The sequence below is a fragment of the Bifidobacterium sp. JNUCC 75 genome (assembly GCF_054819865.1).
Genome location: NZ_JBTHIF010000001.1, coordinates 2,160,482 through 2,185,987, shown reverse-complemented (window position 1 = coordinate 2,185,987; position 25,506 = coordinate 2,160,482). Strand labels below are relative to the sequence as shown.

The following is a 25,506-nucleotide window of genomic DNA, read 5'->3' as shown; positions in this document are numbered from 1 at the left end:
AATAGCCCGCTAACCGAAAGCCCCTTAAGCGATAGCCTCTTTCGAATCCAGGGGCAAGAACCGGCTTTATACAAGAACAAACGTTATAAGTCTTATATATTTTCCATTCGGCCGTTCGAGACATCTAATCGTTGCTCTTTCAATCAAATCACGAGTAGGGGAGGTACTTCATCTTTGTTCATTGACCGTGCGAGTTCAGATAAACTTGAGCCTTCTGTTTGTCGACAGCCAAAGCGGCTGTCAGAATAAGAATCAGGCCTTCCGGAGTGTGAATCCTGGCTTCGAGTGAGTTCCACGGCTTACGTAATGGAGCTGAAGTGGAGCCAGGACGAAGGCGCTCGCATGCATCCACAATCTTGCTGATTTGCTTTTCCGTGACTGCTACGCTCAGGCTTCCTATGGACTCCATATCCGTATCAGAGTCGCCAGTATTGGAACCACTCTTACGAATCAGCACATCCTGAAAGGCCCAGCGCCTCAAGTGAATCATCATGCCCGGCATGGTGTATAAATCGATGAAGCCTAGTCCCTGCGTCCAGAAAACCTCTGATTCTTCTAGATCGTGGCTATACAGGCACATGAACATGGGCATGAGATAGATGCCCCTATAAGGCTCCGGCGGTTCCGCATTCTTTCCCGGCTCCGGCACGGGACTGATGCTTGCGCCTGTATAAGCAGAAGCTCTGGTCTGGTCATGGTTGTGCATGGTTACCTCGTTCCTTAATTGAAGGATTTTCAATTGGGTTGTCAAACAGAAAACCTGATACGTAGATGGAAGGTACTGACTGCGTCACTCCCATTTGGCGGTTGCCGGATCTATCCCGTTTGCACGCGCTGCAGTTTCGATTGCAACCAGCATCCATTTCGCCAATCCAGGTTCCAGTTGTTCGTAATAGCGCCTGAAACGCGGGTCGGCCACATACATCCGCCCCAGAATGACATGCATGGACGGCGTCACATGGAACCATGACAGAGCCTGCCGATGCTCGTCAATCAGTTCGAGAACCTTATCTGATGTCGGAGCCAGACCTTTTTGTTTGGCTTGTGCAAGCTCACTTTCCACGTCTTTAAGCCGGGTCATGTCCTTTTTCTGTTCTTGTTCGGAGCGGGAAGCTTTTCGCTCCGCATACTCAAGCCACTGTCTGCTAGCACCCCAGCGTTCGTATGCTTCCGAAAAGTACCGGTCCTCCTGATCGATCTTCGTAGGAACTGAATCATTACCTGACTTTCCCTCGGCAAGGGCTATGAGTCGGTCCAGATGATCCGCAGCTTTCCTAAGATGCTGGATTTTCTCATCAATTCGCGAGCGCTGTCCCTGCAACTCGTCCAAAGCAAGCGGTGTCTTGCAATCGAGCAATGCCTTGATTTGTCTGGCATTGAATCCCATCTCCCTGTAGGTCACAATTCGCTCCAGCCGTGCGACGTCATCCTGCAGATAATGCCGGTAATTCGACTGGTCGCGAAAGGGGGAGATCAGTCCTTCCTCCTCCCAGTGACGCAACATTCTCCGACTGAACCCAGTAAGCTCAGACATCTGACCGATGCTCAAGCCGCTCCTGCTGCCCTCGCCACTGAATTTACTTTCGCGTGTCATGCCTTGACCCTAAACCTTGCCATTATGTCAAGGTCAAATCGTTTGTTTTCTGGGGGATGGGTGAGTGAGTGCATACACACGCCGGCCCCTAGCGTCCCAATACCCTAGCGTCCCAATACCCAGTAACAGGTTCTTGATGAGGACGCTTTTAGTTCTGCTTGTTTGCAAAGTAGCCCCTATTCAATCATGAAGACGACTAAATCCAGCAAGACTCTTTTCCTATGGATACAAATCAGCCTCATCAGCAGCGACTTGTCCCCTGCAGGGGACAGTTTCTTTTCCCGCGTTGAGGGATTGCATCCGCCGAACTTGCATAGGAATCAGTTGAATTCCGATTGGAAGGGGAGGCACAATGACATATACGGACGGAAACAATGACCCGCAACTGGCTGTGGTTACACAGGGGCTGGTCAAGGCCTATGGAGATTTCAAAGCCGTGGATGGGCTGAATCTACAAGTGCCGGCTGGCGGGGTCTATGGACTGTTGGGACCAAACGGAGCCGGAAAATCGACCACCATGAAGCTCCTTCTGGGATTGACAAAACCGACTGCCGGAAGCATGTGGCTGCTAGGACAGCAAGTCGGAAAGAAGACTACGATCCAGCCGGGCCGTGTGGGCTCCATGATTGAAGGACCCAGCTTCTATCCAGGCCTGTCGGGCCTGGACAACTGCCGCATGGTAGCCGATTATCTGGGTCTGCCAGTTTCAGCTACATCAGAAGTGCTAACCAAGGTTGGATTGCGGGGATACGAGAAGAGGAAGGCGGGCGCCTACTCTCTGGGGATGAAGCAGCGGCTGGGCATCGCCATGGCGCTGATCTCGCATCCGGAGCTCCTGCTCCTGGATGAGCCCACCAATGGCTTGGATGCCGAGGCGGTGGTCGAGGTGCGACGAATGATTATGGACTTGGCCGCCTCGGAGGGGGTCACTGTCATCATCAGCAGCCATATCCTGTCGGAGATTGAAAAGATGGCTCCGGTGGTTGGCATCATTGCCGATGGTCATTTGCTCTACCAGGGGACATTGGAAAATCTGCGGGAAGAGGGTCATATCAATCTACGGGTGTCCGATCCTGGGCTCGCATCAGAGATGCTCGAAGCTCAAGGCATTCAACACGAATATATCCGCAAGAGCGCAACCCTGCGCATTCCCGAGATACCCGATCCACAAATCGGGTCGCTGGTAAATCGACTGGTTTCGCATGGTCTGCAGGTATACCGTGTCGCTTCCGAACGAAAGAGCTTGGAAGAGGCCTTCCTCGAACTAGTGGAAAACCCGCAGAACCATATTCCACAAAACTATGTCTTACAGAACCATGTAGCGCAGAGTGGTATGAAGCTGTCCGGTCTTAAACGGAGGAGCACACGATGAGCTCTGTCGAATCAATCTCCATGCGGTCCGAAGAATTTCGATTGGGAAAACCGCCACGCTCATCCCATCCAGGAGGGCTACCTGTTCTGCTTTCCATGGAGCTTCGCAAGTTGAAAGGCTCCTCATTCTGGTGGATGGCCTTGGGCATGATTGTTCTGGTTTCGTCATGGTCAGGCTTGGCATTCATGAAACGAGCTGAATCTTCGAACCCCGCCACTCGTACCGTAGCCCTTGCACAAGGTGAGATCTTCCAGACCGTAGGCCTGCTGGCACCTATCCTCGCGGCCCTGCTGACCAGCCGGCTTGCCGTCATGGAGAGCAGCGAGCGCATGGATCTCAAATGGCTCTCCTTGGGCCAGAGCCCGATGGGGATGTTTCTTGCCAAGCTCGTAGTTGCGGGGTGCGCGCTTACACTTTGCTTCGTAATTCCTCTGACTTGGATACCGTTGACGGCCTTGGCACAAGGGTTTCATCTCGAGGGCAGTCTGGCCGAATACATACTCCTTCCGGCACTGATTGCCTGCTTCTCATCCATGGCTGTCACGGCCATACAACTCGCCCTCTCCCTGACTATCGAAAGGCAGGCCATAGGCCTGGGACTGGGTGTGATAGCCGGTCTGATCGGGACTGGACTGGGCCCGATGAGTATGCCGGGTCTGGGCTGGTTCTTCCCAGCCGGGATCAGTTCCGCGGCCAGCCCGTTCCTGTTTTCAGCCAGCTCTGATGGTTTTGCCAGAATGACCTTGGTCGCCAATCCCTGGCCAAAAGTCCTGACTAGCCTTCTGGCCTGCATTATCTGGTCGGGAATATCAGCACTCATCGTCAAGGTCAAGGAGTCAGGCCGATGAACAGGCAATACCCTGCAAACGCTATAACCATCACCCCGATGCATCGCCACAAGCCATCAATCGCCGCCGCCTTCAAATGGGAGATTCGCAAGGTCGGCAATCTCTGGTACTGGCTGGCCACCATGCTCTTCGACGCCGTCGGAATCTTCAACGGTTGGGACCAGTATCAGAGCTACAAACCGGACTTCCAGGCTCAAGGGGTGACCTGGGCTGCGGTCTGGGGGCAGGCGATCCTTCTGCCAAGCATGGTCTTCATGCCAGTCCTGGTCGCGGCCTTTGCAGCCCAGGTTGAAGCCAACGAGCATAAGGGACGAAACTGGCAGCGTCTTAATGCCTCAGGCATGGTCGGGACTGCCCTAGCCGGAAAGGTGATGCATGGACTGCTGGCCTCCCTCCTTACCGTCGCCATCTTCGAATCCGAATTCATACTCGTGGGTGTTCTTGTAGGAGGATTCAGCACAGTGGAACTCGGTCCCTATCTCTTACGTGGCGTACCAATGACGTTGGCAGTGTGGGCCATTATGACTCTGACCCAGGCCATAGCTGCCAGAGCCGAATCCTTTGCCTCGACTATGAGCATCATGTTTCTGCTCACTCTGGCAGGCTGTGCGCTGTCGCTTGCCGCACCGTCCTTGGCGCTGCCTTATCCTCTGGCCCTGATCACCACTGCATCCGCAGCCCGTGACATGGGCAATATTACGTCTACGGCCTCTATGGTGGCTTCGTCTATGGCAGCAATCCTCTGGGTGTTGATCAGCCTCCTTATATTTCGGCACCAGGCTCGCAGAGCCATTTAGTCTCAAGTACAACATCAATTAAGTGAGGATGCAGCACTTGCCAGGTCGCACATCACAGTGTCTGACAGCATAATGGAATACCGGCAGTTATCAGGAAGAGGCTCACCGATGAGAGCAGGCAAGAAGACTCAAGGCTGGATTCAGTTGTGGAACCGGCCATATATGACCTTCGTGGCAGTCTTTTTCTGCACCCTCTACGAGACAGGGATGCTGACCAGGCTGATCCTTGTCCCAAGCAGCGCGAACCAGACCCTCTACCAGGTCATGAAGTCTGCCAGCTGGGGCTTGCCCCTGTTTGTGGTCATTATTGTTCTCGCACTTGTCACCCTATGCCTGCGCCGTCTATATCCTATGGCGACCCTGCTGGTGGTCAGTGGCCTGCTTGCCCTGACTGCCGCAATCTATGGATCGGGATGCACCTACCTGACCATTCTCTGGCTCGTCAGCCTCTACGCGTGCGCGGTAGAATCTAAGAGCATGGCATCACTGGCAGCTGGGCTGGGCAGTTCCGCTATTCTGGGCCTGCTCAGCATTGCATTCTCTGCTAATTGGCATCGTGATGTCCACTTCACCGACCTTCTGTATCCGACTGGATTGACTTTCGCCCTCTGCCTGACAGTCGCCTTCCTCTCACGCTCCGTAAGGCAATCACGCTTGTCAGAGCAGGCATTGGAGGAGGAGCGCTCGCATGCTCTAACCTTGGCCCATGAGCGGGACCAGGCCATGCATCAGTCCAGGGTTGTCGCCCAACTGCATGACAGCGTGGGTCACGACTTGACCGCCATTATCGCCCTATCTGAGGGACTGGATCATGCCAGCGGAAAGCCGGAAATTGATGAGGCTATCTCGATGATTAACGACCTGGCACGGCAGGGACTGGATGACACCCGAACGGCTGTTAAAGCCCTGCAATCAGAAACAGATCCAAAAAACGACCCACAGCCAACCACAGGGGAGAGGCATAGCTGGGATGACATCAAACCCATCCTCGACCACGCCCGGCATGTCGGCATCAGCACTGCCCTGACGGAGACAGGCCGTCGGCCACAGGATTCCGAACAGGCCTACCTTGCCTTCACTGTCACCAGGGAGGCGATCACCAACGCCCTCCGCCACGGACAGGAGGTTAACCGTATTGTGGTCTCCTGGGATCACGACAGCCAGGGGGGCATAGATATCACCGTTCGCGATGATGGACGAATCTTGAATAACGAAGCCGACAATATCGGTAGCAATGGTACAGGCCTTGCCAGGTTAAGGGCCGAAGTGCAAGCTCATGGTGGCAGCTTCCATTCGGGTCCTGGTTCTGATGGTTGGACCTTGCAGGCCCGCATACCCTCACTAGCTGCAACGTCAGCTAACGATATAGGCATGAAGGAGAACGCATGATCCGCGTCATGATCGTCGACGACCAGCGCCCGACCCGCATGGGACTGGCACTCATGGTCGCCAAGGATCCAACCTTGCATGTGGTAGCACAGGCGGTCAACGGCCAAGAAGCTTTGGATAAACTGGCCACTTCCGCCGAAAATCAACAGCCTCTGCCCGATGTGATTCTGATGGATGTGCGCATGCCTGTCATGGACGGGCTGGATGCCACCAACCGTATCAAAAAGCTCCATCCTGAAATAAGCATTCTCATTCTGACCACCTACGACGAGGACGACTATGCGTTCACAGCTTTAGGGGCAGGCGCATCTGGCTTCCTGCTCAAGGATGTCAAGACAGCCGATCTGAACAGAGCCATCCATGCGGTGCATGCAGGCGATGCAATTCTCACGCCGCGCATCACGGCCGAAGTGATCAGGAGAGGAGTCCCAAAGACAAGAGCCAGTGATGAGTCTAAGGCTCGCGAAAAATTCGCCCAGCTGGGTAAGCGCGAACTTGAGGTCGCTTCGCTGGTTAGCCAAGGCCTGACGAATGCGGAGATTGCTGAGCATCTTCAGCTGCAGCCTGATTCGGTCAAAAAGACCGTCAGCCGCATACTGGCAAAACTCAAGGTCAGGGACCGAATCAACATTGCCGTCCTTTGGTATCAGGCCAACATTGCAAACCACTGAATAGCACTGAATGCAAGCGGGCTTATCCGTAGATGGAAGAGGGCTGCATCCGGCTGTATCTTTACGGCTTAATCCATATATTGGCGATAGAAGTCCGCCATTTGGTTCATCAACGGCACATCCAGCTCGAAGCCCTTCGACTTGTCGAAATGCTTGGCCGAATATGCGTTATAGCTTTCGTTAGAAGGCTTTTGACCCAGTTGTCTCATGCGCTCCTTGTATTCCTGGTCGAATTGCTTTCGGTATCGCACCGAGTCCTGGGAATAGTAGACATAGGCGTGCCCGCGATCCTGGTATTCACGGAACCGGAATCGTGGGTTGGACTGAAATTCCTCACGGAAGAGGTCATAACTATATCTGACCGGTACCACCTGATCGTCCCGGTTCTGAGTGATGAAAATTCCCGCCTTGGATTTCTTCAAGCCATCCAAAGCAGTATAGCCAGCAAACTTCCCGAACTTTACATGCTCATATAAACCCAGGCAGGGCAGGATAAGCGAGACGGCAGGCCCAGCGATTTTTCTGCCGGGCTGACGCATCATATCGATTGAACGATTGAATCCAGAAACCATGACTGCAGCCTTGACCTCTGGGTGAAGGTTGAGAACAGCGCCGACCGCATAACCTCCCCAGCTCTGCCCGAACAGGAAAAGAGGAAGGCCCTTATATGATTGCTCACCCTCCACGAAACGAAGGGCTTGGTCAAGATCCTCGACCCCTTGAGGAAGGCCCCTGACGGACTTGCCGGCGCTTTCATCGTTGCCGGTGGCGTCATAGGCGAAGACCAGGAAGCCCTGGGCGGTGAAATAGTTGGCAACATCCATGTAGGTATTCTGTCCGCCGCCGCCGAAACCATGAGCAATGACCACAAGGCCCTCAGCCTTGTCCCCAGGCTGGTTCGGATTATTTCTTGAATACTGATATCCCGCCAGTTCCTTACCGTCCTTGGACCGGAAGACGCACCGCTTCATGCGCAAGCCGGGAAAGTCTGCGAGCGCATAACGCATCCATCCGGGAGTGTTATACCGTTTTCCGAAGGTGTCCTCATAGACCAAAATGGAAGCCCCCGGCAGAATGATTACCATGACAAGAACAAGTACTATTGCCAGGGCAAGAAGGACCCGCCTCCAATTGCTTTTGGGCTTTGTCCCGCCCGGTTTTTCGGACATTTCACTCCCTGATCGGCACCCCATTGTCTGTTTGTATAACTATAAACTTTACAGCTATGAAGCCAGGCCAACTAATCGGTATCGCAATGCTGTAATCGGCTGTTTGTAAGTATTTGTCCTCCTATTCATATGGCAGAGGTAGTCAGAATCTTATTAGCCGATGATTGTTTGAGAATGGTTCCATTTGTATGGATTATCTACCACCGTGCAATGCAAACCAATGCAACGCAGACCAGCGTAATGAAATCAATAATGTAGACGACCATATGCTCGACAGCATGGCGGCAGAATACGAGAAGGGGAGCTGGCATGGTGAGGTAGGGCCGAGCAAGGCCGGACGTCCTCACATATCAGATGAAGATCTGACAAGGATCTCGGTGCGGCTTCCACAATCGCTTCTCCGGACCATAGATCTCAAGGCTAAGTCGAAGAAGGAAAAGCGTTCCCAGTTCCTTCGGGACACCTTAAGCCACGCTCTCCAGGACTAAAACTCAACAGCATACCAAGACTGGCTGCCTGCAATGTTTTGAGTAAAATATCGGATATCAAAGAAAGGCGAATCTTAGTGAGCCATGAATATTGAAAAAATGTATGTCAATAAAATCGGTAAGGGCTATCCCATTATTATGCTTCATGGGTTTCCTTTAGACCACAACTCCTTAATGCCATTCGAATCATATTTTGATGAAGACAATAAATGGCAGAGGTACTATATAGATTTACCGGGTATGGGACAGAGCCGCGGTGCTGGAGTAATACAATCCGCCTCGGATGTTCTTCAATTTTTAATTCAGTATATTGAAGAAGAATTCAATGATCGTAAATTTGCTATCGTCGGCTATTCGTTTGGTGCTTTATTGGCTACTGCATTGGCAGAACAATTTTCTGATCAAATAGAATCACTCTTTTTACTTGCACCAGAAACTGAGGCAGAAACAGCTAAACGAACCTTGCCTAAGAGAGCCGTTTATCATATGTCTAATTTGGATTCAAGAATTGACCAGGATGAACTCTTGGCATACAGAGCCACCGTAGTATTGGAGAGTCAGGATAACTTCAATCTATTTAAAAAGTATATACTTCCGGGGTTAAACTCTAACGAAGACAATGAAATCGTCCGATATCTGTCTGAAAATCCTAAATTGGCAAAAGAGCCCTCCGAATATTTAAAATCATATAAGGGTTCAGTAACAATCGTTACAGGTCAAAATGACAATATGGTTGGATTTCAGGATGCTTTCTCTCTTTATTGCACTTTGCAGGAAGCAGAGTTTGTGTGTATATCAAAAGCGGGACATACTCTCCACCTTGATAGGCCAGCAATAATAAAGGAGATTTTTACCGATTGGCTCCGTAATTTGAACGCACGGGTTACACCTTGAAAGGAAAGATATTGTGCATGCTAAATATTGTTGTCTTTTGATTTGCCGTCGTCAAGCATGAAATGTAATTCTTCAAATCTTTTATCACAACCTTCCGGAAGTCACAGAAGCAAATTCTTACGTAAGCAATTTAATCAATGACCAATCAACTTTTTGTTTAACGCCAAAAATCCCGTGCAAAAATAGCTTTAATGCAGAAAATGCCAATCAGCTTGGCCACACGGATGCTCCTATGGGCTAATTGGGAGTTTTTATAAACAGAATCCTAGAATACACTGACGGGCCAGAATAGGAAACTCGTGACTTAGCGTATTTTAGTTCTATAAGCCTGCATGATTTAATTCGACACTTCTCACGAATAACAGTGAGTATTAACAGTGAATCATTGAAGCAAAATGAAAACACGCATGCATTTATCTCGAAAGGAAAGGAAGCTGCGCAAGGGTTTTATAAAATGCAGCTAACGGTGACATTGACAAAGGTGATTCGCAGATTGAAGACTGCCACTTTCTATGTCATAACTTTTCGATCCCAGGCGAGATTACTCAGATAGATATGCGTGCTCTGCCCGATACGGGAGCAATCATAAACGGTTCTCCATAGGAGAGTCGCGACTTCAGCCCTTACCATCTATCAGTCCGATCAGCTTTCAGATCCGCAAGGGCCTAAAGATGAGAATAAGAATCCTGCCGACTTCGAGGACCGGTCTGCTACAAGCAACCCGGAAACCAGTATCTGGACGTAACTCCATGCAAAAGGGGAGGTTCTGGGCTAAAGTTGAGCGAAGAAAGCTATTCGGAGGGGCTGCCCCATATGCCAAGGTGGTCCAAGTGAAAGAGGACTTCGACTTGCGTCTGTGATGAGACGGTTGCCCAGGCGGTCGGCATAGACCGTCAAAATTGGTGAGTTTTGTTTACAGTCTTCCGTCCTAATGAAGTGGCCGAAGCATGAACTCCCCAGTAATTAACGGCGACTGTCCCCGGCAGGGGAGTCCTCAGGCCAAAACTTCTGTCACCCGCATTCACCAGATCCACTGCGATAATGCCCACATGATGCCAGTGGACCGCAGCTACAAGTTGACGGGCTGAGAAACTGATCGACCAGTCACAGCCGACGATTCCCCTGATGATGAACCAAACCGCATCACCATCAGAAGGAAACCCATGTCGAACCCTAGTATCATCACCATCACCGACCTCGGCTTCGCCTATACGAGCAGCCCATCCGCCATTTTCGAGCATCTGTCCGCGACCTTGGATCGGGGCTGGACCGCCCTGCTTGGCGATAACGGCTGCGGTAAAACCACCTTGGCTCTGCTCCTGTGCGGACGCCTATCGCCGACCCAGGGAAGCATCAGCCCGAAACCAAGCAGCCTGGTCTGCGAATACTGCCCCCAGGACATCGCCGAGCAACCGCATAACCTGGACGATTTTGCCAACGACTGGTCACAGCGGGCCGTTGCCATCAGGCGGACCCTGGGCATAGCAGACGATTGGGTCTACCGGTATCCGACCCTCTCCGGCGGTGAGGCGAAGCGCCTGCAAGTGGCCTGCTCCCTCAGCCGGGAACCTGACCTGCTGGTCCTGGACGAGCCGACCAACCATGTGGATGAAGTGACCAGGACTCGTATCGGCCAGGCCATGGACAGCTTCGCAGGCATCGGTCTATTAATCTCTCACGACCGGGCCCTGATTGATGCCAGCTGCCCCAGGTCGTTGGTCTTCCGCACACGTCACATGCAGGCCGGCAATGTGCAGACGCTGACCCAGTTCAAAGGCAGGCTGGCGCAGATCGAGGAGCAGGAGAAGGCTGAAGACCGTCACGCCCAGGAGGAATTGGATAGCAACCGCCGGGAATTGAGCAGGCTCAAGCGGTTCAAGGCTGCCCGCTTCCAGAAACTCCAGCATGTAGATGCTCTGAGACAGCAGGGAGGCCGAATCGACCCACACGACCACGACGCCCGGAACACTCACAAACTGGCTAAACCCGGGGCCTCGGGAACGGCAGCTGCCCGCAGCTACCGGCAAGCTGAAGCGCGCATCGTCGCAACCAGCAGAAAGAACGCCGACCTACAGACTGCCGCTAAACGCTATGACGGGAGCATGAGCCTGCAGGCCGAAGCCAGCCACAAACGTGAATTGGTCCGGGTTGATGGCGGCGACCTAAGTGACTGGATGGAAAGGCATGGTGTCGAAGACTTCCGCCTGTATCTGCGCGGGAATGCAGCTACAGACAGAGGGGCAGACAGCCAGCATGGTCCAGCCATAGAGACCATCAGCATCGGGCCGAAAGACCACATCGGCATCAGTGGGCCGAATGGACGAGGCAAATCCACATTGCTCGAGCTGCTGGTCGCCGGTCTGCCCGCGGATCTACCGCGCCTGATCCTGCCTCAGATCATTGGCTCGGCACGAATACACAAGGCCTTGGAGGACGCAGTCGCGCTGCCGGGGACTCAGCGAAAGAAACTGATGACGGCATACGCCCAGCTCAACGCTGACCCAGAAGATCTCCTGGCCGGTCACGAACTCTCTGCGGGCGAAGGCCGCAAACTATTGCTGTGCCTGGGATTCTTGAAACATCCCCAGCTACTGATTCTGGACGAACCGACCAATCATCTGGACCTTCGCTCCCAGGCAGCTCTAGCCGAGGTGCTGACACCCTACCAGGGAGCCCTAGTGGTCGTCTCCCACGATGAAGGCCTGCTGGACGCTGTAAGTTCGATTCGCTGGGAGGTCGAATGATCGCGGGACATCCGGCAGCCCGATATGGGTGTGAAGGGTAGGGGACGCGAGTTAGTGAAATTCCGGTTGCATTGTGCCCTTCATATAAATATGCCACTCCCAATCCGCAACAGCGCGGTGCAGAAAAGAACGAATAACACCGGAAGGCCGGTGTTATACCAAATACGCGCCCAACGTCAGGGAATACAAATAATTCCATGGCTTAAAACCTCGGGTTCGTTGTTATTTGGCCGTGCCGGCGTGATTTGAACCAGCAACATCTTGTTGAGAAAAGCTACTGTACGTGTACATGCTAGCTGCCCGTAACTGTTGTTAATAACGACTGGAATACTGCCGATACTAGTGTGTTCCGAGAACTAACCGAGACGAGATGAACTGGTACGTCCGCCTCCGCCGGGATCAGCAGCTTGGTAATGGGCAATAGGATGTGAGCATGTTTGGTGCTGTGCCGATAACCTGTCCGGAGTGTTTCCCCAACCTGCATTTAGGCTGATCTATGCCGATAATCCTTGAAAAACAAGGATGTCAAAGACTTTAGACAGAGGAATTTTTGGCGGGTGAGGGGTTTGGTTGATAGCGTGAGGGTGTCAGGCGTGCGCAGGCCTCGATGATGCAGGTACACAGTCATCAACCAACAATCGGCCGGCGGACGATGGCCAGGGAAGGCGGGGGGCAGGGGTATGGAACTGGGCAGTCAGATTCGCCGGTGTCGCTCGGAGCGGGGCATGTCCCAGGACGATCTCGCCGGCAGGATATTCGTGTCCCGCCAGACCATATCCAACTGGGAGAACGACCGCACCTACCCGGACGTGCAGAACCTGCTCCTCCTGTCCAACCTCTTCGACGTGAGCATCGACCAGCTGATCAAAGGAGACCTCGACACCATGAAGCAGGCGCTCGATAAGGACGTACGAAGCATGAAGATCCTGAATCTGATCCTCTATGGTTTGGCCGCGGTCATCTTCATTGTGGATGGGCTGGTGCTGTATGGGGTTGCAGTTGCCAAGCGGGAGTGGCCGTGGCTGCTTTCACTCTTGGGGCTCTTCGCCCTTCTGGTCCTGTTGGGATTGATCGGCGGCCTTGAGGAGAATATCAAACGACGAAACAATATCTGCACCTACAGGGAGATCAAGGCTTTCCTGGCGGGTGAGGAGGTGGACCGGTCTGATCGTGGCCGTCTGCCCAGCCTTCGGAAGAGGCTGTTGTTGCTGCTGCTCGTAATCGTGGTCTGCGCTGTTGCCGGGTATGCTCTTGCGGCCCTGTTCTGGTGACAGCCCCTCCTTGGCTGGCAACGGAAAATGGAGCTTTACCTGTGCCAACTTAACGGATAAGGCCACCACGAGAAGGCATCTCTGTTCCAGCAAGCAACCGGATACAAATCTTCTTCTTGCTTTGACTTCGAGTGCATTTAAGGTTCAGCCATCAGTCATCGGAGAGCGACAGAGGGGGGGCTCATACCAGCATGCAGCCTGTTATGCCATACGGCACACTTGACTCCGTGCAGTTCTATAAGCATTGTTTTGGCGTATAACACGAAACACAATGCGGCCGGCAAAAGCTGGGAGAGGGCCTTGCATAAACGATGCGCCCGAAATGTGCCCGATTCCGGAAATAAGAATGGTTCCGAGGCGAAGGAGCCTTGGAACCATTGGTTTCTTGTCGGGCCGGCGGGATTTGAACCCGCGACCCCTTGACCCCCAGTCAAGTGCGCTACCAAACTGCGCTACGGCCCGACAGTGCATCAGCACCGAGTAGAGATATTAGCACAGCGTAGCTGGACCGACAATGGTCCGGCGAGTCCCAGCAAACAAGTCCAGACAGACCGGGCCGCGTGATCAACTTGCTATCATGTTTCTGGACGGTCGACGCAACCCGCGTCGACCGCAAGTCGTCCCAGCCCGGAAGGGGTTCCATGAGCACAGACGTTTTCGACCTTTCGGCCGCGAAGATGCGAGACAAGGGCATGAGCGAAGTCTCCATCAACCAGTTCAAGCAGCTTTACGAAACTTGGGAACGGGGAGACGCCAAGGCGTGCGTGCGCGAGAAGGATGTCACTCCGCTCAAGGACGTGCCCCGTACCAAAGATATCCACGACACCATGGACATGGACATGGCCCTGGATGCATTCTCCCGCACCGCCTTCATCAAGCTTAATGGAGGACTGGGCACCTCCATGGGCCTGGAGAAGGCCAAATCCCTGCTGCCCATCCGTCGCCACAAGGCCCGTCGCATGCGTTTCCTGGACATCATCATGGGCCAGGTGCTGACGGCCCGCAAGCGCCTAGGGGTTCCGCTGCCGCTGATCTTCATGAACTCCTTCCGCACCTCGCGCGACACCATGCGCGCGGTCAAGCAGGACCGCCGCTTTGTTCAGAAAGACGTGCCCGTGGAGATCATTCAGCACATCGAGCCCAAGATCGACGCTGACACCGGCCGTCCTGTCGACTTCCCAGCCAACCCCGACCTTGAATGGTGCCCTCCCGGCCATGGCGACATCTTCTCGACCATCTGGGAGACGGGCCTACTGGATACACTCAAGGAGCATGGAATCGACTATCTGTTCATCTCTAACTCCGACAACCTGGGCGCCCGGCCTTCAAGGACCTTGGCCGGTTATTTCGCGCAGTCCGGAGCGCCCTTCATGATCGAGGTGGCCAAGCGCACCGATGCTGACCGGAAGGGCGGCCATATCGTTATCGATAAGGCCAGCGGACGCCTTATCCTGCGGGAGATGTCCCAGGTGGACCCGCACGACCGCAGCTCAGCCATGTCCATTCGCAAGCATCCCTACTTCAATACCAACAGCATCTGGGTCAGGGTCGATGCCCTGCGCGACAAGCTGACCGAATACAACGGCGTGCTGCCGCTGCCCATCATCGAGAACCGGAAGACCGTGGACCCCACCGATCCATCCACCCGCCCCGTGGTGCAACTGGAGACCGCCATGGGCTCTGCCGCCACGCTCTTCGAAGGGGCCATCTGCGTACAGGTGGACCGTATGCGCTTTCTGCCGGTCAAGACCACCGACGACCTGTTCATCATGCGCTCCGACCGCTTCCATCTGACCGACTCCTATGAGATGGAGGATGGCAACTACGATTTCCCAAACGTTCAGCTGGATGAGCGCTACTACAAGTACATCGCCGACTTTGACGAGCGCTTCCCCTACGGGGTTCCCAGCCTGGCGGCTGCCAACTCGGTCACGATCGAAGGCGACTGGACCTTCGGCAGGGATGTGACCCTGTATGCTGATGCTCATCTGAGTGATCGGGAGCGCTCCTCATACGTGCCCAATGGTCAGTATGTGGGACCCCAGGGAATCGAACCGGACGAGTGGGTCTAAGGCCAATCTCAGCAGGGTTCAGCCTGTCAAGAAAAGGTACCGTATTTGGGTGTTTGGCTCCCACGGTCCTGAAAATCAATCTATGATAGATAAACGTGCGTTAGACGCACTAATACACAAATTTTAACGATACGCGAGGACTGATGGCAGAAGGCACGAACGGAAGACGGCGTTTCTCGGATAAATGGGGCAAGCACGAACTTGATGTCCTAGCCGTCTTATCGTCAGCTTTCCCACAATGGCTTACATCTCGGCAAATAGCCCAACGGGTCAAGGCCTATGCCGACTCCTATGGCGAGCTGGCTGACCAGGCCGCCAAGGCAGCTTTCGCCAAGCAGTTCCAGCGTGACCGCGCCAAGCTGGCAGCTATGGGCATAGCCATAGAATCCCGTCAGCCCGAGTATTCCTCCAAGTCAGAGGGGCAGGATTTCGCCTCCTACCGTCTGCAGCTGGGGGATGAGCCCCGCATCCGTATGCACTTCAATCAGGAGGACATGCCGGTGCTGGCCGCGGCCAACTACCTAGCGCGATCCATAGCCATGTCCCAGGAGGCCAGCGAGGAGCCGACCCGACCGGTCTCGCGCACCACGCCCCGGGTACCGCAGGTGCCCATTCCCGGCCTGGGCCTGGACTCCATAGCCCCTGGATTGGGCACCCAGCGCATTCCCGACGATCTGGTCAAGGTCATCGATTCCCGCCGCTTCGCCGCCACTGTGGACGTGGACGGGGAGAACCTCAACGTGGCCTATGCCGACTCCGATGACCTGGCCATGTTCGTCCTGGAGCACCCCGATGCCTCCATCGTCAGCCCTCAGGAGGCCGCAGATGCCTTCCGGCGCCGGCTGGATGCAGCCGCCCGCTTCAAGCTGGCCGACGAGTCTTTGAGTCCTGGCGCGGCAACGGTCATCTCTCCGGAGATTGCCCGGACCAGCGTCGAGCATTTCGCCACTGACCTAAGCGACGACGACACCGACCTTCGCCACGCCCGTCGGGTCAGTGCATCCTCCTTCCAGACCGGATCCGAGGTGGACCGTCGCCTGCGGCTCATGCTCTTCCTGTCCGCCCACCTGGGTGAGGAGTTCTCCCTGGCCGAGCTGGCCGATCGCTTCATCGGCCATCCCAACAGCAAGGAAGAACTGCGCAAGTACGTCAATACCATTCACAAGGACATCAACACCCTGACCACGGTTTCGGACGATGGCGAGATGGCCGGCAGTCAGTTCTTCGACATTGACTGGTCCCTGCTTGATGACAGCGGCATCGTCTCGGCCACCAACTCGCTGGGGCTGGAACGACTGGCCGGCATTTCTCCCCAGTACTTGAGTATGCTGACCGCCTCACTCAACTACCTGGCCCATTCGCCCCTGTTGCCCGAGCAGTCCCGCACCCAGGCCGAGTCGCTCTACCAGCGCCTGCGCACGCATGTAGGGCCGGGGGAGACACCCTGGCTCTCCCTGACCGGTTATGAGACTGAGCCCAAGAGCTTCTCGGTAGTCCGACGTGCCATCAAGACCGAGTCTTTGCTGGACATGGAGTACACGGACGCCGCCGGCCGCACCCGCCGCAAGGTGGTGGCACCTGCCAAGATCTTCGTGGATGAGGGCGTCTACTATGTCGCCGCCTGGACCGATATAGGCGATGCAGCAGAGGGCACTGAGGCTGCGGATGCTCCCTCGGATTCCAGCCGCCACCTCAAGCAGGGCACCGGACGCAACAGACAGTGGCAGGTTCTGCGAATCGCCAGAATCGAGCACGCAACCATCGTCAAGCCCAGCCATAAGGTGGAGTTCCCGGATGTGCCGGTCAGCGAGCTGCGCAAGTGGTCCTTCGACAATGGCACGGCTGCGGTCTTCATCACCGACCGGCCGGATCTGCCCTACATCAAGTCCCTGCCGGGCGCCTCGGTCGAGCCATGCGGATCCGGGCAGAAGGTCCACCTGACCGTCTCCTCGGACTCATGGTTCGTGGCCTTCTGCATTGCCCACGCCAAGCACATCACCGCAGTGGCGCCCAAGACCCTGCGCACCATGATCCTGGCCCGTGCCCAGCGCGAGATCACCATCAGCGACGCTCACGACAAGGAGCAAGACCGGCACTAGTCCCGGTCGGAGAGGAGTGCCATGCCTGGATGGATCTGGATCTTTCTGGTGATCTTCATGCTGGCCATGCTGATCGGCGGAGCCGTCTACGCCATCCGCCACGCCATGACAGCTGGCCGATCCATAGGGCGGGTCTCAGACGATCTGAACCGACACATGCCCCAGCCCCCAGTTGCAGGACAGTCCCAGGCAACAGATAGGGCTGAAGGTCCGGCTTTCGCCCTGCCCCTGTCGCACTCAACCGAACGCTACAGCCAGGCCCACGCCCAGGTTCTGCAGCGCAAGGAGCAGCGCAGGAGGAATCATGCCCGCGTCTGGCGGCGGTGGAAGCAGTTCAATAAGTAGTTCTTGGAGGAATATGTCAGGTCATCGTCACCACGGACAGGATTCATCAACATCCGAACCGGGGCCGGCGGAACGCTATGCCCGTTTCAGTCGTCACCGTAAGCGAATGACCGGAGCGCCCGCACGTTTTCAGTCCAAGTTGCCCTTCCCTCTGGATGACTTCCAGCTGGAGGCCATCACGGCTTTGGAGGATGGCGACAACGTTCTGGTTGCCGCTCCGACCGGCGCCGGCAAGACCATCGTGGCCGACTTCGCAGTATTCCTGGCTCAGGAGCAGAACGTCAAGACCTTCTATACCACCCCAATCAAGGCGCTGAGCAACCAGAAATACCATGACCTGGTCGACCGTTACGGCGAGGATCGGGTAGGGTTGCTGACCGGCGACACCTCCATCAACTCCGAGGCGGACATCGTGGTCATGACCACCGAGGTTCTGCGCAACATGCTCTATGAGCAGTCCTCCACCCTGACGGCCCTCAAGTACGTAATCCTGGATGAGGTCCACTATCTGGCCGACCGCTTCCGGGGACCCGTCTGGGAGGAGGTCATCATCCATCTTCCGGCCTCCATCCGCATTGTGGGGCTGTCGGCCACCGTGTCCAACGTGGAGGAATTCTCCGACTGGATCTCATCGGTGCGTGGACGCACCCATCTTGTGGTCTCCGAACGCAGGCCCGTACCGCTGGAGCAGCACGTCCTGGTCCAGGCCGACAGGCACACCGAGCCCGAGATCCTGGACCTGTATCGACACGACAATTCAGGACGGCAGACCCCAAAGATCAACCCACGTCTGGTCTCCCGGCTGGCCCAGCTGGACAAGGCCGGACAGGAGCGCGCCCAGGCCCGCGACCAAGGACACCATCACCACCATGGTCGCGGCGGCAGGCCGGAGCGACAGATGGGGGAGCGGTATCGTCCAAGCCGAGCCGACGTGGTCGATGAGCTTGACTTCATGGACATGTTGCCCGGAATTTACTTCATCTTCTCCCGTACCGGCTGCGACCAGGCCGTCCAGCAGTGCATCCGGGCAGGCCTGCAGCTGACTACTGATGAGGAGGCCCGCCGAATACGGCACATCGTGGACTCCATGGCAGCCGGCCAGCTCAGCAAGGAGGATCTCAAGGCGCTGGGGTTCTCCCAGTTCTGTTTCGCTCTGGAGCAGGGCTTCGCCGCCCATCACGCTGGCGTGGTCACCCTCTTCCGGCAGATAGTCGAACATCTGTTCGAACTGGGACTACTTAAGGTGGTCTTCGCCACCGAGACCCTGGCTCTGGGCATCAACATGCCTGCCCGCTGCGTCGTGGTCGAGAAGCTGGAGAAGTTCGACGGCACCGGCCATGTAGCCCTGACGCCCGGAGAATTCACCCAGCTGACCGGTCGAGCCGGCCGGCGCGGCATCGACGACATCGGCCATGTAGTAGTGGTCGACCACCGGGACTTCAGCCCAAAGACCATGGCAGCCCTGTCCAGCCGGAGAGTCTATCCGCTGCACTCCAGCTTCCGACCTACCTTCAACATGGCCGTCAACCTGCTCAACTCCTCCAGCTACACGCGTGCCCGGGATACCCTGGACCATTCCTTTGCTCAGTGGGAAGCCAACCGATCAGCCTCAAAGCTGGAGGAGCGCATCGAGACTCTGACCAGCGGCCTGGAGGACTACCGGAAGGCCGCCCAATGCAGCCGTGGCGATCTGATTGAGTTCATGCGCATCCGTGCAGCCCTCTCTTCGGCCCAGAAGAACGATCGCCGCCGTTTGAAGCGTCAAAGGTTCACCAGCGAGAAAGCTCGCGACCAGGCATTCCGCGACCTTGACCGGCACATCGACCAGCTGCGCGAGCAGGAACGCAACCATCCCTGCCGCCAGTGCCCGGACCTGCCCAAGCACCTGCGCTGGGGGAACCGGTGGATCCGCATGGACAAGGAGCTGCAGAGGACTCGAGAACAGTACGAGTCCAAAACAGGATCAGTCTCGCGCCAGTTCGACAGAATCTGCCAGATTCTGGCTGACCTGCACTACACCCGTCCCGTCGACCCTGATGACTGCCGATTGACACGCAAAGGGCAGCTGCTTCGGCGCATCTACAGTGAGCAGGATCTGAGCCTTGCCGAGATCCTGGATCGGGGCCTCCTCAACGATCTGGAGCCCGCAGAACTGGCGGCCGCCGTTTCCGGACTGGTCTACGAATCCCGACGTGGGGTAGGGGAGCAGCCGGGGGAGAGGGCCGGATATAGAGCTCCCAGGCTGGTCGAGGCCATGGATGATATGAAGCGTCAGTGGTCCCAGGTGCAGGAACGTTGCGATCAGGCCGGGTTGGAACTGCCCCCGGAACTTGATTTTGACTTAGGGCCGACCATCTACGACTGGGCCTGCGGCGACTCTCTGACCACCATCCTGCGTGACAGTGATCTGACGGCGGGGGACTTCGTGCGCAACGCCAAGCGCCTGTCCGATGTGCTCACCCAGATCGTCCAAGTGGAACCCTACCTGGGCAGGGGAGGGCATCACCTGGCCAGGGCAGCCAGCATCGCCGCCGACCAGGTCAATCGCGGCATTGTGGCATACACAGGCGTGGAGTGAACACGGCCGCAGACAGGGAATAAGTTTCAGGTCAACACTGTTCTGTAGCTTGGAGGCAGTGACGGACACGAGTAAGGAGGAATCATGGCAGAGCGTAGTCTTCGCGGTATGAGTATTGGGGCGAAGTCCCTGGAATCTGATCAGAATGTGGACTTCGCGGCACGCAGCGAGGTCGCCTACATCTGCCCCAAGGGCCATCGGACTATCCTGCCCTTGGCCGAGGGCGCTGAGGTGCCGCAGGAGTGGGAGTGCCGCTGTGGGCAGATCGCTCACCTTGAGGGACACGACGAGCAGGAGTCCGGCAAGACTGGCAAACCGACCAGGACCCACTGGGACATGCTGCTGGAGCGTCGGTCCGAGGATGAGCTCAAGGCTGTGCTTGACAAGCGTCTGAAAATGCACCGCGAAGGATGGTTCCCCGACTATGAGTAAATCACCGCGCCGCCTGGTTCTGCTGGATCTGGACGGTACCCTGATTGCTTCTCATCCGGGCATTATCGCCTCTGTGGTGCAGACTTTCAAAGAGCTTGGTCATCCTGTGCCCGACGAGAGCGAGCTTCGACGATTCATCGGACCAGCTATCGAAGTATCCTTGCGCAACAACGGCATTAAAGAGGAGGACGTAGATAGGGGCGTTCAAATCTACCGGCGCTATTACAGTGAGACAGCATCATTCGAAGATCCAAGGCATCCGGGACAACGTGTCCCTGGACGCCTACTCGCCACGGTCTTCGATGGCATTCCCGAGCAGCTCAACCGTATCCGCGAGCATGGTCTGACATTGGCTGTGGCAACCTGCAAGCCTGAGTATCAGGCCCTGCCCGTATGTGACCATTTCGGATTGAGGCCACTGGTAGATGGAGTCTATGGCGCCAGCAAGGACACCACAAGGGTCACCAAGGGCCAAGTCATCACCTACGCGTTGCAGCGGCTTGGTTTCGATGCCAAACACGGCGACCGGGCCCTTATGGTCGGCGACCGTTGGACTGATGCCGATGGCGCGCTGGAAACCGGTCTGGACTGCCTGGGCTGCGGCTGGGGCTATGCCGAGCCAGGAGAACTTGAGTCTCACGGGTGCTACCGAGTCATAGACCAAGTCGGCCAATTGTGCCAAGCTGCCGAGGATTACTTCCAGGAATAACGCCTTGTTCAGGATCTGTCTTGCGCAAACAATCGCACACTCATCCGCGACAAACTGTTGTGCAAACAATCGCAAAGCTCCAAGCCATGACAGTAACAACCCTGAAATCACAGTCAACAAAGCAAATTGCTATGAAATGCCAGTAAGCCGATAATGTACGTTATGTCAAATTACTTATTATTTTTCTCCCCCATTTAGGCCGCCACATGGCCTTCGCACAATGTTGTCCTCGTCGATCATGCAGCCCGTTGACGCTGCTCGTGCTGGTGCTCCAAACGCTGGCGCAGACGCATAGCCGTCAGCTCGTCGATGGGCCGCTCAGGCAAGCCTGGTGTCAGCTGTCCGGTAGTCAAATCCACATGGTCGCAGGTCTGCAGTTCCAGATCCATCCGATGCCAGATAGCACCCACAGAGATAGCAAAGACGGCACGCCCGGACTGCATCAAAGCGAAGACCTGATCCGGGCCTGAACACTCGCTAACCTCGTCCCCGTCGCAAACCACAGTCACATGCTCAAGCTGACCGACTGTCCGATGCTCAAGATAAGCCACAGTGCTCGTTGCGTTGACCAGGTTGACGCCGGCATCCAGAAGTCGCTTGAGGACCGCCAGGATGACCACATCTTTAAAAGAATATAGCCTGCGGGAGCCTGATCCGTGTGAGGCCTTAATTGAGGGCTCTACAATCCGTTTGCGGGCCCAGTAATCCAGCTGTCGATAGGTGATGCCGGCCACCTTGGCCGCGACAGTTCCCCGGTAGCCTCGGGTCGTGCCCTCGGCCTGCTCAGCCGAGAAGAGTTCCCCCTGCACCAGCTTCGGCACCTCTTCGGCCATGCCATGCCCCCTATCAGCTCTTGGCGATGACTGCCCGATTGTCGAAGTAGACCAGCCTGAACTTGCCGATCATGATCTCGTCGCCGTTGTGCAGGTCGGCCTGGTCCACGCGTTCACGGTTGACGTAGGTGCCGTTAAGGCTGCCCGTGTCCTCGACCCTGAAGCCTTGGTCAGTCCGTACAAATATGGCGTGCGCCCTGGAGACTGTCGAGTCGTCCAACAGAATATCCGCTTTGGGATCACGGCCCACGCTGACCTGGTCCTCATCCAGCAGATAACGCGATCCCGACACCGCTCCCCTAGTAGAGATCAGCAGGGCTGTACCCTCAGGCAATCGGGCCATAGTCTCCAGATCGTCCTTGGTCAGTGGACGGTCACCGTTGGAGGTGACTGGAATGTTCAGGGCCGGCATGCCAATGATGGTCGTCTCGCCCGCAGTGGGAATAGGTTCTGTCATAACTGTCTATTCTACAGGCTTTGCATACTGATAGTCCTGCACGCGTCGAACCTGGTCGATTCTGACACTATCGGACTGCTCCACGGACACGGATGCGTGGAATTGGACCTTGATCCGCGAACCCACTCCCCCGGCGATCTGAATGGCATTCTGCAGGCTGTCCGGGTCCCCGATGGCCTTGACGACATAGGGGCTTTGCAGCTTGGAGTGGTCGCACTGCAGGCCGGTGCGCGTATCCAGCAGATAGGTGTTGGTGACCACCCGGACATCGTTGAAGGATATGACCTCAGCCCCTGCATTGCGTAGCTCCTCGATCAGGTTGAACATAGTCGAGGCATCCACACGGTCGCTGTCCTCGGTGACAGTCACCACTACTCCCCTGCCCTGGGCTGGCAACCGTCCGGACAGGATGCCGCTGCTCTGCTCGTTCTGCTGGGCGATGCGGGCGGCCTCCTTTTGCTTGTCGGCGGCGGACTTTATAGAGGTCAGCTGCTGGTTGAGTTGGCTCTTGCGCTCCTCCAACTTATCGACCTGATTGCTGGTTTCGTCCAACACCCGCACCAGCTCTTCCTCCGATAGGCTTTGGTAAGAGGACTGGTTGTTGCGCACTTGGACGGCGTACCCGAAGCCCAGCAAGGCGCACATAAGGGCCACCAAGACGCTGGTGACCAGCCTGACCCTGGTGGCGTTGGAATTGAGTGTGCGCAGAGGCCGCCGCCGAACCACCGGGAAAGCACCGGTCTGCGTATCGTCGGATGGAGCCCTGACCCGCCCAGGCCGCCTGGGTGGAATACTCTCGGGCATCCGTTCATCGCGCTTCTTCCTGAGGGTGTGTCTCATATACTCACCCCTTGAAAATGAACCGTCGAATAGCGGAGACGTTAGAGAAGATGCGGATGCCCAAGACCACGATGACAGCTGTGGACAGCTGGGAGCCCACGCCCAGCTGATTGCCCAGGAAGACCAGCAGAGTGGCGGTGATCACGTTGGAGATGAAGGAAACCACGAAGACCCGGTCCGAGAAGCTGCGCTCGAAGTAGGAACGGACCGCGCCCATGAGTGCATCCAGGGCCGCCACCACCATAATGGGCAGGTAGGGCTGCAGGACGATGGGAATGTCTGGCTTGAGGAAGATGCCCGCCACCACACCTAGGATCAGGCCTAGAATTGCCGACATGTCAATGACTCCTTCCGGCATAGGACAGATTGGGCAGACCGACTGCATTCAGGTTCAGGCGCCGCTGCTTGTTTACATTGACGGTAATGTTCGCATTCTTCAGGTCATGCAGGCGGCTCTGCAGATCGCTGCGAGACATCAGATCAGACAGTGCACCCTGGTCGCCTATGGCCTCAATCTTGTAGGGTGCCTCGATGGAGGCGGTCCCCACCAGGATGGTCTGACCGGCCGTGCGCACTGATGTCTGTGTCCCTATTCTATTGCCGTTGATGGCAATGGCCTCGGCTCCCGCGGACCAGAGCTTAGTCAGGAACCACTGCAGATCCTGGTCGGTGACCAATTTGATCTGATCCGCATTGTCTCGGACATCCTTGGAGGCAATAGGGTTAGCCAGGGTGATAACGATGCCTTGGCCCTGCACCTTGCTGGTACCGTTGGTCAGATCGTCGGCGGTCTGGGTGCCGTTCTGCCCCTGGCCGCCAACTTGACCCGAAAGCGTGTCGATCTTTCCGTTGAGGTCTGAAATCTGGCTGTTGAGGTCATTGGCACGTTTGCTGACCACCTCCACTTGGGAGATCAGCTTTTCACGTACCTTCTGACGCGGGTCCCGGTGCAGCACCTGCACTATGCCCGTGCCAGCCAAACCAACCAGCACACAGATGACAAAGACCAGGATCCTGTTGACCCAGACGCTCAGCGGTGATCTGCGTTCAGCAGGCAGCAGGCGGGCATCCTCGAACATAGGATCCATGGGGCGGTTGGTCAGATCGTCTATCAGCCTCAAGGACTCATCGGCCATGCGCCGACGAATGGACTCCTGTGAGGGCTCAGAGCTCTCTTCATCAACATAGTGGCGTTCCAGACCAGAAGTGGAATGCGAAAAAGCCGCCCGGCGGTGAATCAGGGCACGGTCGGGCGGCACGGGGAAGGATTCAGGCATCCTCTGCGGTTCAGTCATGATGGCGGTCCTGACGAATCAGTCCGATGCCTTGACGTGCGTATATCAGCCCTGCCAGCCAATAGAGGCCCACCCCCCAAATGACGGCTGCCAGGGCCACCAGATGAAAGAAGCGGAAGAAGGGTGAAGTACCGACATCCGCAAAGATCAGGGCCGGTATAGCCAGCATGAGCACGGCTGTGCCAGTCTTGCCCGCGAAGTGAACCGGCAGAGGACCATAATTGTGCTGAGCCAGCACCAGAACCAGCAGACCCATGAGCACGTCCCGGGCCCCGACCAGGGCCAGAAGCCACCAGGGCAGGATTGAGGCTATGCTCAGGGCGAGGACGGAGCAGAGAATGAGTAGACGATCGGCAACCGGATCCAGGATCTGCCCCAGCTTGCTGACCTGGTTGAACCTACGGGCAATGATTCCGTCCACCCCATCTGACAGGGCCGAAATCAGCATGACCACCAGAGAGATGATCAGGTGCCGATTGGCCACCAGGTAGGCAATAAGAGGTATGGATAGGATACGGAGCAGGCTGATGACATTCGGTACAGTGAAAATCACAGACCGCGGCTCAGGGCTGTACCTGCTGCGTGAAATTCGATCAATCAGTGCCATCC

Annotated in this window: 22 protein-coding genes, 1 tRNA gene and 2 pseudogenes; 15 read left to right on the top strand and 10 right to left on the bottom strand. The window is 56.1% G+C overall.

What is annotated here, in order from left to right; all coding sequences use genetic code 11:
* Positions 1–178 precede the first annotated feature (178 nt).
* Positions 179–706, bottom strand: a complete 528-nt coding sequence (locus tag ACVWNW_RS08730) for a VOC family protein (protein WP_454482257.1) — start codon at positions 704–706, stop codon at positions 179–181.
* An 84-nt stretch (positions 707–790) separates the two neighbouring features.
* Positions 791–1,594, bottom strand: coding sequence for a MerR family transcriptional regulator (locus tag ACVWNW_RS08725; RefSeq protein WP_454482255.1), 804 nt, complete (start codon positions 1,592–1,594; stop codon positions 791–793).
* Between the two features lie 352 nt (positions 1,595–1,946).
* On the opposite strand from ACVWNW_RS08725, the gene ACVWNW_RS08720 reads away from it, so the two are divergent.
* The 5 genes from ACVWNW_RS08720 (at position 1,947) to ACVWNW_RS08700 (ending at position 6,671) form a co-directional block, all read left to right on the top strand.
* On the top strand, positions 1,947–2,966 hold the full coding sequence (locus tag ACVWNW_RS08720; RefSeq protein WP_454482253.1) for an ABC transporter ATP-binding protein: 1,020 nt from the start codon (positions 1,947–1,949) through the stop codon (positions 2,964–2,966).
* Positions 2,963–3,814 carry an ABC transporter permease gene (locus ACVWNW_RS08715; RefSeq protein ID WP_454482251.1) on the top strand — a complete coding sequence of 284 codons (852 nt, stop codon included), beginning with the start codon at positions 2,963–2,965 and terminating at the stop codon, positions 3,812–3,814. Before ACVWNW_RS08720 ends, ACVWNW_RS08715 begins: the two co-directional genes overlap by 4 nt.
* Positions 3,811–4,611 (top strand): ABC transporter permease, encoded by an 801-nt coding sequence (locus ACVWNW_RS08710; RefSeq protein WP_454482249.1) that lies wholly within the window; start codon positions 3,811–3,813, stop codon positions 4,609–4,611. Before ACVWNW_RS08715 ends, ACVWNW_RS08710 begins: the two co-directional genes overlap by 4 nt.
* Before the next feature lie 108 nt (positions 4,612–4,719).
* Entirely contained in the window at positions 4,720–6,000 is a 1,281-nt protein-coding gene (locus ACVWNW_RS08705) for a sensor histidine kinase (protein ID WP_461196360.1), read from the top strand.
* Complete coding sequence (locus ACVWNW_RS08700) at positions 5,997–6,671, top strand: response regulator transcription factor (RefSeq protein WP_454482245.1); 675 nt, start codon at positions 5,997–5,999, stop codon at positions 6,669–6,671. Before ACVWNW_RS08705 ends, ACVWNW_RS08700 begins: the two co-directional genes overlap by 4 nt.
* A 68-nt stretch (positions 6,672–6,739) precedes the next feature.
* Here ACVWNW_RS08700 and ACVWNW_RS08695 read toward each other — a convergent pair whose 3' ends face one another.
* Positions 6,740–7,756, bottom strand: coding sequence for an alpha/beta hydrolase family protein (locus tag ACVWNW_RS08695; RefSeq protein WP_461196359.1), 1,017 nt, complete (start codon positions 7,754–7,756; stop codon positions 6,740–6,742).
* 656 nt (positions 7,757–8,412) lie between these two features.
* Between ACVWNW_RS08695 and ACVWNW_RS08690 the strand changes: the two genes are divergently transcribed.
* From ACVWNW_RS08690 to ACVWNW_RS08680, 3 genes are all read left to right on the top strand, one after another.
* Positions 8,413–9,222: an alpha/beta fold hydrolase gene (locus ACVWNW_RS08690; protein ID WP_211120591.1), complete on the top strand. Its 810-nt coding sequence runs from the start codon at positions 8,413–8,415 to the stop codon at positions 9,220–9,222.
* Positions 9,223–10,385: 1,163 nt separating this feature from the next.
* Complete coding sequence (locus ACVWNW_RS08685) at positions 10,386–11,966, top strand: ATP-binding cassette domain-containing protein (protein ID WP_454482241.1); 1,581 nt, start codon at positions 10,386–10,388, stop codon at positions 11,964–11,966.
* 680 nt (positions 11,967–12,646) lie between these two features.
* Entirely contained in the window at positions 12,647–13,237 is a 591-nt protein-coding gene (locus ACVWNW_RS08680; protein ID WP_454482239.1) for a helix-turn-helix domain-containing protein, read from the top strand.
* Positions 13,238–13,625: 388 nt separating this feature from the next.
* Here the strand turns inward: ACVWNW_RS08680 and ACVWNW_RS08675 are convergent.
* Positions 13,626–13,699 (bottom strand) — tRNA-Pro (locus ACVWNW_RS08675).
* 179 nt (positions 13,700–13,878) lie between these two features.
* Between ACVWNW_RS08675 and ACVWNW_RS08670 the strand changes: the two genes are divergently transcribed.
* The 7 genes and pseudogenes from ACVWNW_RS08670 (at position 13,879) to ACVWNW_RS08640 (ending at position 21,472) form a co-directional block, all read left to right on the top strand.
* Positions 13,879–15,309, top strand: a complete 1,431-nt coding sequence (locus ACVWNW_RS08670; protein ID WP_454482237.1) for a UTP--glucose-1-phosphate uridylyltransferase — start codon at positions 13,879–13,881, stop codon at positions 15,307–15,309.
* 143 nt (positions 15,310–15,452) lie between these two features.
* A pseudogene (locus tag ACVWNW_RS08665) lies at positions 15,453–16,236 on the top strand (helix-turn-helix transcriptional regulator); the annotation flags it as partial.
* A 74-nt stretch (positions 16,237–16,310) separates the two neighbouring features.
* A pseudogene (locus ACVWNW_RS08660) lies at positions 16,311–17,408 on the top strand (helix-turn-helix transcriptional regulator); the annotation flags it as partial.
* A 21-nt stretch (positions 17,409–17,429) separates the two neighbouring features.
* A complete protein-coding gene (locus tag ACVWNW_RS08655; protein ID WP_110425190.1) occupies positions 17,430–17,753 on the top strand; it encodes a hypothetical protein in 324 nt (107 codons plus the stop codon).
* Positions 17,754–17,766: 13 nt separating this feature from the next.
* On the top strand, positions 17,767–20,331 hold the full coding sequence (locus ACVWNW_RS08650; RefSeq protein ID WP_454482235.1) for a DEAD/DEAH box helicase: 2,565 nt from the start codon (positions 17,767–17,769) through the stop codon (positions 20,329–20,331).
* An 84-nt stretch (positions 20,332–20,415) separates the two neighbouring features.
* Entirely contained in the window at positions 20,416–20,763 is a 348-nt protein-coding gene (locus ACVWNW_RS08645) for an RNA polymerase-binding protein RbpA (protein WP_045935333.1), read from the top strand.
* Positions 20,756–21,472, top strand: coding sequence for an HAD hydrolase-like protein (locus tag ACVWNW_RS08640; RefSeq protein WP_454482233.1), 717 nt, complete (start codon positions 20,756–20,758; stop codon positions 21,470–21,472). Before ACVWNW_RS08645 ends, ACVWNW_RS08640 begins: the two co-directional genes overlap by 8 nt.
* A gap of 236 nt (positions 21,473–21,708) precedes the next feature.
* Here the strand turns inward: ACVWNW_RS08640 and ACVWNW_RS08635 are convergent, their stop codons facing one another.
* Genes ACVWNW_RS08635 through ACVWNW_RS08610 form a run of 6 tightly spaced genes read right to left on the bottom strand, consistent with a single transcriptional unit; the run spans position 21,709 to position 25,504 of the window.
* Positions 21,709–22,305, bottom strand: coding sequence for a MerR family transcriptional regulator (locus ACVWNW_RS08635; protein ID WP_046322860.1), 597 nt, complete (start codon positions 22,303–22,305; stop codon positions 21,709–21,711).
* Between the two features lie 13 nt (positions 22,306–22,318).
* Positions 22,319–22,762 (bottom strand): FHA domain-containing protein, encoded by a 444-nt coding sequence (locus tag ACVWNW_RS08630; RefSeq protein ID WP_046322859.1) that lies wholly within the window; start codon positions 22,760–22,762, stop codon positions 22,319–22,321.
* Between the two features lie 6 nt (positions 22,763–22,768).
* On the bottom strand, positions 22,769–23,602 hold the full coding sequence (locus ACVWNW_RS08625; RefSeq protein ID WP_082097744.1) for a DUF881 domain-containing protein: 834 nt from the start codon (positions 23,600–23,602) through the stop codon (positions 22,769–22,771).
* Between the two features lie 4 nt (positions 23,603–23,606).
* Entirely contained in the window at positions 23,607–23,939 is a 333-nt protein-coding gene (locus ACVWNW_RS08620) for a small basic family protein (RefSeq protein ID WP_015021764.1), read from the bottom strand.
* A gap of 1 nt (position 23,940) precedes the next feature.
* On the bottom strand, positions 23,941–24,897 hold the full coding sequence (locus ACVWNW_RS08615; protein ID WP_198190769.1) for a DUF881 domain-containing protein: 957 nt from the start codon (positions 24,895–24,897) through the stop codon (positions 23,941–23,943).
* Positions 24,890–25,504 (bottom strand): CDP-alcohol phosphatidyltransferase family protein, encoded by a 615-nt coding sequence (locus tag ACVWNW_RS08610; RefSeq protein ID WP_198190768.1) that lies wholly within the window; start codon positions 25,502–25,504, stop codon positions 24,890–24,892. Before ACVWNW_RS08610 ends, ACVWNW_RS08615 begins: the two co-directional genes overlap by 8 nt.
* Between the last annotated feature and the right edge of the window lie 2 nt (positions 25,505–25,506).

Coding starts and splice junctions, on each gene's coding strand:
- ACVWNW_RS08730 (WP_454482257.1), bottom strand. CDS start 706: ATGCACAACCATGACCAGACCAGAGCTTCTGCTTATACAGGCGCAAGC.
- ACVWNW_RS08725 (WP_454482255.1), bottom strand. CDS start 1,594: ATGACACGCGAAAGTAAATTCAGTGGCGAGGGCAGCAGGAGCGGCTTG.
- ACVWNW_RS08720 (WP_454482253.1), top strand. CDS start 1,947: ATGACATATACGGACGGAAACAATGACCCGCAACTGGCTGTGGTTACA.
- ACVWNW_RS08715 (WP_454482251.1), top strand. CDS start 2,963: ATGAGCTCTGTCGAATCAATCTCCATGCGGTCCGAAGAATTTCGATTG.
- ACVWNW_RS08710 (WP_454482249.1), top strand. CDS start 3,811: ATGAACAGGCAATACCCTGCAAACGCTATAACCATCACCCCGATGCAT.
- ACVWNW_RS08705 (WP_461196360.1), top strand. CDS start 4,720: ATGAGAGCAGGCAAGAAGACTCAAGGCTGGATTCAGTTGTGGAACCGG.
- ACVWNW_RS08700 (WP_454482245.1), top strand. CDS start 5,997: ATGATCCGCGTCATGATCGTCGACGACCAGCGCCCGACCCGCATGGGA.
- ACVWNW_RS08695 (WP_461196359.1), bottom strand. CDS start 7,756: ATGGTAATCATTCTGCCGGGGGCTTCCATTTTGGTCTATGAGGACACC.
- ACVWNW_RS08690 (WP_211120591.1), top strand. CDS start 8,413: ATGAATATTGAAAAAATGTATGTCAATAAAATCGGTAAGGGCTATCCC.
- ACVWNW_RS08685 (WP_454482241.1), top strand. CDS start 10,386: ATGTCGAACCCTAGTATCATCACCATCACCGACCTCGGCTTCGCCTAT.
- ACVWNW_RS08680 (WP_454482239.1), top strand. CDS start 12,647: ATGGAACTGGGCAGTCAGATTCGCCGGTGTCGCTCGGAGCGGGGCATG.
- ACVWNW_RS08670 (WP_454482237.1), top strand. CDS start 13,879: ATGAGCACAGACGTTTTCGACCTTTCGGCCGCGAAGATGCGAGACAAG.
- ACVWNW_RS08655 (WP_110425190.1), top strand. CDS start 17,430: ATGCCTGGATGGATCTGGATCTTTCTGGTGATCTTCATGCTGGCCATG.
- ACVWNW_RS08650 (WP_454482235.1), top strand. CDS start 17,767: ATGTCAGGTCATCGTCACCACGGACAGGATTCATCAACATCCGAACCG.
- ACVWNW_RS08645 (WP_045935333.1), top strand. CDS start 20,416: ATGGCAGAGCGTAGTCTTCGCGGTATGAGTATTGGGGCGAAGTCCCTG.
- ACVWNW_RS08640 (WP_454482233.1), top strand. CDS start 20,756: ATGAGTAAATCACCGCGCCGCCTGGTTCTGCTGGATCTGGACGGTACC.
- ACVWNW_RS08635 (WP_046322860.1), bottom strand. CDS start 22,305: ATGGCCGAAGAGGTGCCGAAGCTGGTGCAGGGGGAACTCTTCTCGGCT.
- ACVWNW_RS08630 (WP_046322859.1), bottom strand. CDS start 22,762: ATGACAGAACCTATTCCCACTGCGGGCGAGACGACCATCATTGGCATG.
- ACVWNW_RS08625 (WP_082097744.1), bottom strand. CDS start 23,602: ATGAGACACACCCTCAGGAAGAAGCGCGATGAACGGATGCCCGAGAGT.
- ACVWNW_RS08620 (WP_015021764.1), bottom strand. CDS start 23,939: ATGTCGGCAATTCTAGGCCTGATCCTAGGTGTGGTGGCGGGCATCTTC.
- ACVWNW_RS08615 (WP_198190769.1), bottom strand. CDS start 24,897: ATGACTGAACCGCAGAGGATGCCTGAATCCTTCCCCGTGCCGCCCGAC.
- ACVWNW_RS08610 (WP_198190768.1), bottom strand. CDS start 25,504: ATGGCACTGATTGATCGAATTTCACGCAGCAGGTACAGCCCTGAGCCG.